Annotated in this window: 7 protein-coding genes; 2 read left to right on the top strand and 5 right to left on the bottom strand. The window is 35.6% G+C overall.

Annotated elements, in window-relative coordinates:
* The first annotated feature begins 489 nt into the window (after positions 1–489).
* Positions 490–1,455, top strand: coding sequence for a methyl-accepting chemotaxis protein (locus KEM10_RS19510; RefSeq protein ID WP_212218412.1), 966 nt, complete (start codon positions 490–492; stop codon positions 1,453–1,455).
* Positions 1,456–1,513: 58 nt separating this feature from the next.
* On the opposite strand, the gene KEM10_RS19505 is transcribed toward KEM10_RS19510, so the two are convergent.
* The 5 genes from KEM10_RS19505 to KEM10_RS19485 are packed head-to-tail and all read right to left on the bottom strand — an operon-like array spanning position 1,514 to position 4,907.
* Positions 1,514–2,206, bottom strand: a complete 693-nt coding sequence (locus KEM10_RS19505; RefSeq protein ID WP_212218409.1) for a hypothetical protein — start codon at positions 2,204–2,206, stop codon at positions 1,514–1,516.
* Between the two features lie 40 nt (positions 2,207–2,246).
* Positions 2,247–2,747 carry a hypothetical protein gene (locus tag KEM10_RS19500; RefSeq protein ID WP_212218406.1) on the bottom strand — a complete coding sequence of 167 codons (501 nt, stop codon included), beginning with the start codon at positions 2,745–2,747 and terminating at the stop codon, positions 2,247–2,249.
* 15 nt (positions 2,748–2,762) lie between these two features.
* Positions 2,763–3,851, bottom strand: a complete 1,089-nt coding sequence (locus tag KEM10_RS19495) for a hypothetical protein (protein WP_212218403.1) — start codon at positions 3,849–3,851, stop codon at positions 2,763–2,765.
* Positions 3,841–4,374 (bottom strand): hypothetical protein, encoded by a 534-nt coding sequence (locus tag KEM10_RS19490; protein ID WP_212218400.1) that lies wholly within the window; start codon positions 4,372–4,374, stop codon positions 3,841–3,843. Before KEM10_RS19490 ends, KEM10_RS19495 begins: the two co-directional genes overlap by 11 nt.
* A gap of 5 nt (positions 4,375–4,379) precedes the next feature.
* Positions 4,380–4,907 carry an RNA polymerase sigma factor gene (locus tag KEM10_RS19485; RefSeq protein WP_212218397.1) on the bottom strand — a complete coding sequence of 176 codons (528 nt, stop codon included), beginning with the start codon at positions 4,905–4,907 and terminating at the stop codon, positions 4,380–4,382.
* Between the two features lie 386 nt (positions 4,908–5,293).
* Between KEM10_RS19485 and KEM10_RS19480 the strand changes: the two genes are divergently transcribed.
* Positions 5,294–6,622, top strand: coding sequence for an ammonium transporter (locus tag KEM10_RS19480; protein ID WP_244826044.1), 1,329 nt, complete (start codon positions 5,294–5,296; stop codon positions 6,620–6,622).
* Positions 6,623–6,638 lie beyond the last annotated feature (16 nt).

Genomic DNA, 6,638 nt, shown 5'->3' with positions numbered 1-6,638 from the left:
GGATTCGAACCCCCGGTACCTCGCGGTACAACGGTTTTCAAGACCGCCGCATTCGACCACTCTGCCATCTCTCCAAGTCGATATACGTGAAGTGCTTTAAGCACCTTTTGTTTCAAAATTATGCTGAAACCCTTTGTTAAAGGGTGTTTTGTTAAGTCATCGCTTTCGATAACGGATGCAAAAGTAGAGTAAATTTTTTAATTGCAAAATAATTTCAAACTAAAAATATGAGCATTCGAAGAATTATAAAATTATATCATTCACATTCAGTTGAATAAAAGAAATAGTTTGAGTTTGAAAAATTGCACAGAGTAGAAGTGTATAAGTTGCAAATAGATGATGATTAATAATTAATAGGAATTGTTGTCTAGTGATAAATTGATAGCGATGTGTGTTTAAATATTTTTAATTGACAGAAAAATAGTTTGAAACATTATGAATAATAAATAAAAGATATATTTTTGGCTCCCGTGTCAAAAAATCGGTAGAATGTTAATTCAAGTATTTGTAATTGTAGCTTCGCTGTTACTATTGTTGTATCAGTACCTGCAAAAAAGAAAATTATCAAGAGAAATCCATTTACAAAAGTCTAAAGAAGTAAATTTAATTCAAGAGGATGTTCCTATAATCAATAAAGAGATGGAACTATTATCTATTGTGGCAACCCAAACAGATAATGCTATTATGGTAATGGATCCGGAAGGTAATATTGAATGGCTGAATGAAGGATTTACAAAAATGTATGAATATACGTTTGATGATTTCATTCGGCAAAGGGGTAGTAATATACTCCAAACTAGTTTTAATCCTGAAATAAGAAAACGTTTAGAACGATGTAGAACAACTTTGCAACCCGTAAATTACGAGGCATTAAATGTAACTGTCTCTGGAAAAGATATTTGGACGCATACATCTTTAAATCCCATTTTAGATAAAGAAGGTAATTTAATTTACATGGCAACAGTTGATTCTGATATATCAAGGCGCAAAGGGGCTGGAGATAATCTTTTAGAAAGGATAGAATTACTAACCTCAAAGATTAATAAGTTATCGCAGCAACAGGAAGAATTAACCCGCATATCATTATTGTTGAAAGAAACTATAGATCACTCAACCCAAAGTGCACATAAAGCTGATGTTATTGTAAATTTAATTAAGGAGGTGTCTGATAAAGTCAAGATTATGGGCATTAATGCATCTATTGAAGCTCAAACTGCTGGTAGGCAAGGTGCTGGTTTTAGAGTCATTTCGGGTGAAATTGTTAGAATGTCGGATGAAACCAGGGGACATGTAAAGCAAATCTCAGATATTGTAGATGGTATTAAAAGTAATTCCGACAACTTACAAAAAGAAAGGTTAGAGATAGAGACTATTACAGATGGCTATGCTAAACTAGTTGAAAATCTTAGGGGAGAAGTAAGGTTGATTGAACAGGTAGCAGATCACCTAAATTAAAAGAATAGCCCTGATCATACAGGGCTATATTGTTTTTTACATCAGTACAATAAGGTTATTAAAACTTACCGAATTTAAGTGCTATGCCATAATTCATTCCACGTAACATATCCTGAGTTCCAATGATATTCGGATCTGGTTTTGGATCACGCATGTCTTTGTAACTTAAATTGATATTACTGGTATATCTGTAACTGGCACTTAAAGCAATTCGGAAGAATTTTAACATATTAAACTCCAATTCCACGCCAGGTTCTAGCACAAAAAAGGCGTCACTATCTTCGTAGGTGTTTTGATAATCGTAATCAGGATTATCCCAATCGGTATTTTCCCAGTGCTTGGTGTAAGCAATTCCTCCGGCACCTATCAATATTGGAAAGGATAGATGGACAGGCATTTTTGCACCAACAATAGGTTCGAATAACAAACCACCATATCCTCCGGTAATTTGATATTTTGTGTTTTGTCCTGTAATGGCATCCTGAATATAGGGATCGGTTTGAGGATCAGTCATAAAGCCGTATCCTCCCATACCCAAGGCAAAGTTATGATTGATTATCCAACCACCTCTGGCGCCTATCAATATGGCATCTTTATCCCAAATTTGGCTATAGCCAACCATTATGGCACCATAACCTCCGTTTGATTGGTCTTTATTACCTCCAAATAGTGTTTTTACATCATTATTTTCTTGTGCTGATACACCAACTATGGTTGCTAAGAAAAGGAAGGCTGATATTAAACGTTTCATATGATTTGATTTTTTATTGTTTCTATTTTTAAAGTCAACATTAGAATATAAAGGCTGCACTAAACGAAAAATTATCCATGTTTAAACGGAAGAAATTGGGACCGAAAAACTCGAATCCGGGTATAAAGTCTGCTGAAAGTGTAAAAGGGTATTTCAAAAATCTGTGTTCCAGGGTTACATATCCATCCAAACCGGGTGAAAAAAAGTTACCTTTATTTACAATAGGAGGGGCAAAGGGACGAAATACATTTCTTGATTCTACTTTTGTTCTGTAAGCAAAGTGCGCACCATAGCCATATCCGAAAAACCATTGGCTCGATTTGGCTGGGAAAGCGGGTGTGTGAAATACTCTTAAACCAGTTAATTGAGCTCCTTTTGAATTTACCTGGAAAGCAGCTGTCATACCTCTTTCTTGCGTAAACATTCTTTTGTACTGAACACCCCAGTAATCGCCTACCGATAATCGGGCTGCATTTTTATAGTCCTGACTGCTGGCTATAAAACTGGAGAATAATAGTATTGTAATTATAATCGATCTCATGCTGTAGGGTAGAAATTATTTGTGGTTGATTTTTAAGGTGGCATCACTTATGTTGATCTGCACTTTTTCTTTTGCATTCGGTTCTTTATAATAAAAGGAAACCGGTTCGTACTGCACTTTTTCTTTCCAATCTTTCGATGGTTCTATCATTGAGCTTGATAATTCGATATTGCTCTTAGGTCCTTTTATTGTACTTCGGTATGCTACTGGATTATTTAAAAGCAGATTACAGTTAGCATATTCAGAGTTGATTCTTACAAGTTTAAATGCCGGATTAATACCCAGGTGAGATAAGTCACCATATTTCATTATCATATTAAACTCAGTATCCAAAGCCATTATATTCATTTTACTGAAATAAGTGTCACCAAAAAGAAATCCAATATGATCTATCTGGTATTCATCTCTTTTAGATTGTAGTTTAATTAAATTGCAATCTTTAATTGTAATCTTTGATGATTTCGAAGAGATGTCTAACTGCAAAGCTTTATCAATTTGAACTTCAGTGAAATTTAAATTCAATGTTGCTTGTTCTAGTTGTTCGATAATAATATTACCAAAAGCCAGATTAAGTATGTTTGAGCCGGATATTTTTTTCGCCTGAAAATCACCGTTCGAAAGTTCTATTGATATATTACCTTGTAAATCAGGGATAAAAATATTGCCATACCGATTGTTTATTTTAAGATTAATATACTCGGGTACCTTTATAAAGTAATCGATGTGAGAACTTTTATTCGACGACATAAGATTAGTCGCCTCTTTTAGGTTTGAAAAGAAGGATGAGTATTTACTGCCAAATACTGTTTCGGCTGATAAAAAAGAAGAGTTACCGCTAATTTTAAAATTTACATTTTCTTTTATTTTATTGAACCTGCTTTCATTTTTTTCAGAAATAAAAAATTCAATAGCAATACTTACAGAGTCTTCATCCCATGTTGAAACATGGATGTTACCATACTTGTTTATCACCTCCAAAGTAGCAGTAGGAGTTACATACTCTGTGCGATGGTGTTTAATGGTTTCGGTGTAGCTCTGAGCCATCAGCCAACGGCCCTGAAGTGCACAAAACAGCAGTAATATGTAAATTGATTTATAGCTCATATGATGTGGTATTTTTTTGATCATCTGTTTTAGTCTCCAAAAAGGATTTAATTTCCTCCAGTATCATCAGTTTCATGCGGTAATTCTGAATCATGGCTTCAACTACCTCTGAATTGGAAACGTTATCATTTAAATCCTTCTTTAATTCAACCATAATGGTATCTAGTTCCGCCAAGTCAACTTCCATTTCGTTTTTTAATTCAGGAAAGTTTCCGGCCATTTGATATACCTGTTCTTTCTTCATGTTAATCTGTGAAGTGTAATAAGCCTCAGCTTCCAGCACTTCAGGTATTTCTGCAAAATTGTCTGTTTGGTTTTGTGGTTTCCCAAAAAATATAATAAAAGCAGCTATTCCAGCGATACATGCAGCAGAGACAATGCTAATGTACCTGAGTTTTTTGTTGCGGACTTTTTCGGAATGACCGATTCGGGCCGCTATCTTATTCCAGCTGTCTTGTGAAGGTTCCAAATCATTGAATCCATCCGCATTATTTTCTATGAAATCTTTCAAGCGATCAGTCATGGCGTTTAATTTAAATTGTATTGCATTGAACCTGCTTTTAGTACCTCAATAAGCTTTTTCTTTGCTCTGGCCAATTGCGATTTAGAGGTGGAAACAGTAATGTTCATAATCTCAGAAATCTCCTGATGGTCGTATCCTTCCAGCATGTATAGCGAAAAGATAATTCTATAGCCATCGGGTAACAGTCCCATGGCATGTTTTATATGACTTACACTTAACTGTGTATATTCAGTATCTTCAAAATCATCACTTATCGAGTCGGGTGTAATTTCTTCTTTCAGTTCAAGAGTTACTTTTTTTCTTTTCAGTTCGTTAATACACTTATTAATAGTAATCCGTTTAATCCATGCCCCAAAGGTTGAATCAAACCTAAAACTATCCAATCGGTTAAAAGCATCACAGAATATCTCCTGAAGCATATCTTCAGCATCATGAATATTATTCATCATACGATAGCAGATGTTAAACATAGCCTTGGCATATAACTCATAAAGCTGTTTCTGAGCTTTTGCATTGCCTTTGGCTGCTTTCAAGATTATGGGTTTATGTATGTCGATCTGTGCTGTCAAATTTTAATTTGTTATCGTTTTAATGACAGTATTGTATTGGAATGGATGCATGAAAATTGAAAAAAAATATCGTAATTCTATAAATATATTGAAATAGAGTGTTTTAAATATGGAAAAATGATTTTTATTTAAAAAGACCAATTCTAAATTAAGACAATTTTCAGATCAGAAAAAAATATAATCAACAGGAAGGTTCCCCTGTGTGTGGGGGTTATACTTATAAATGACTACTGAATTGCTACTAGTGTGTTTAAAATTGATACCAATAAATATGAAAAAGACAAAATTTGAAACTAAACCCCTGTTTTATATATTTGCACCTGAGAAAAACTGATAAATGTCATAATCAAATGAAGAGTAAGAGAAAAATCCTACTGATTTTAAGTATGTTATTGGGTGTTGGTGGCCTGATGAGTGCCAACGCACAACCAGATGTGGATACTGGAGCCACAGCCTGGATGTTAACATCAACAGCATTGGTATTGTTGATGGTACCCGGATTAGCTATGTTTTATGGTGGCTTGGTTCGGTCTAAGAATGTTTTGGGAACAATGATGCATAGTTTTGCAGCTATGGGAGTAATGAGTGTTCTATGGGTTATTTTCGGATACTCAATGTGTTTTGGAGACAAAGTTTTAGGAGGCTGGTTTGGCTGGAACAGTGACTTTGTATTCTTAAATGGTATAGACACAAGCGTTACAGATGGAGTACCTGACTTAGTATTTTCGATGTTTCAAGGTAAATTTGCCATTATAACACCTGCTCTTATAGCCGGAGCCTTTGCTGAAAGGGTTAAATTTAAAGGTTACCTATTGTTTATTGCTATTTGGGGTATCTTCGTATATAATCCATTGTGTCACTGGGTGTGGGCCGAAGATGGTTTCTTACATCATTGGGGTGCAGCTGGTGCTATTGATTTTGCTGGTGGAACAGTTGTTCATATTTCAGCTGGAGTAAGTGGTTTGGTTGCTGCTATCTATTTAGGAGCACGACGTGGTTATCCACATCGTCAATTGCGTCCAAATAACCTTGTAATGACTATGATGGGAGTTGGATTGCTATGGGTAGGCTGGTTTGGCTTCAATGCAGGAAGTAGTGTTTCCAGTGGAGTTGAAACTGCTCAGGCCTTGACTGCCACACAGGTTGCAGCTGCTGCAGGAGCTTTAATGTGGGCATTGATTGAAATGTTCCATCACGGAAAAGCTACCGCATTAGGATTTGCGTCAGGTATATTAGCAGGTTTGGTTGCAGTAACTCCTGCTGCCGGAGTGGTACAACCAATGGGAGCTATGGCATTAGGAGCCATTTCTTCAGTAATTTGTTACGGAGCTTTACTTTTAAAAGATAAATTAGGATATGATGACTCGTTGGATGCCTTTGGTGTTCATGGTGTTGGTGGAATGGTAGGTGCTGTTTTATTGTCATTCTTTATTCGCGATTCGTGGATGGCTAATGCAGCTGCGGCATCAGGAGATGGTGTTTGGACCATGTGGAACCAATTAGGCGTACAGGCTATTACTGTTGTTATTGCAGTAGCTTATTCTATTGTTTGTACACTTATTATTATTTGGGTAGTTGAGAAAACGGTTGGACTTAAATCTACCAGCGAAGAAGAGATGCAAGGTTTAGATCATGCTTATCATGGCGAAAGAGGATATGGAATGTTAAATCCTAATTAATCTAAATTTAAAGCGT

Source organism: Carboxylicivirga linearis (assembly GCF_018271995.1).
GTDB lineage: Bacteria > Bacteroidota > Bacteroidia > Bacteroidales > Marinilabiliaceae > Carboxylicivirga > Carboxylicivirga linearis.
Note: the sequence above shows the minus strand (reverse complement) of the source record. Positions and strands in the feature narration are given on the sequence as shown.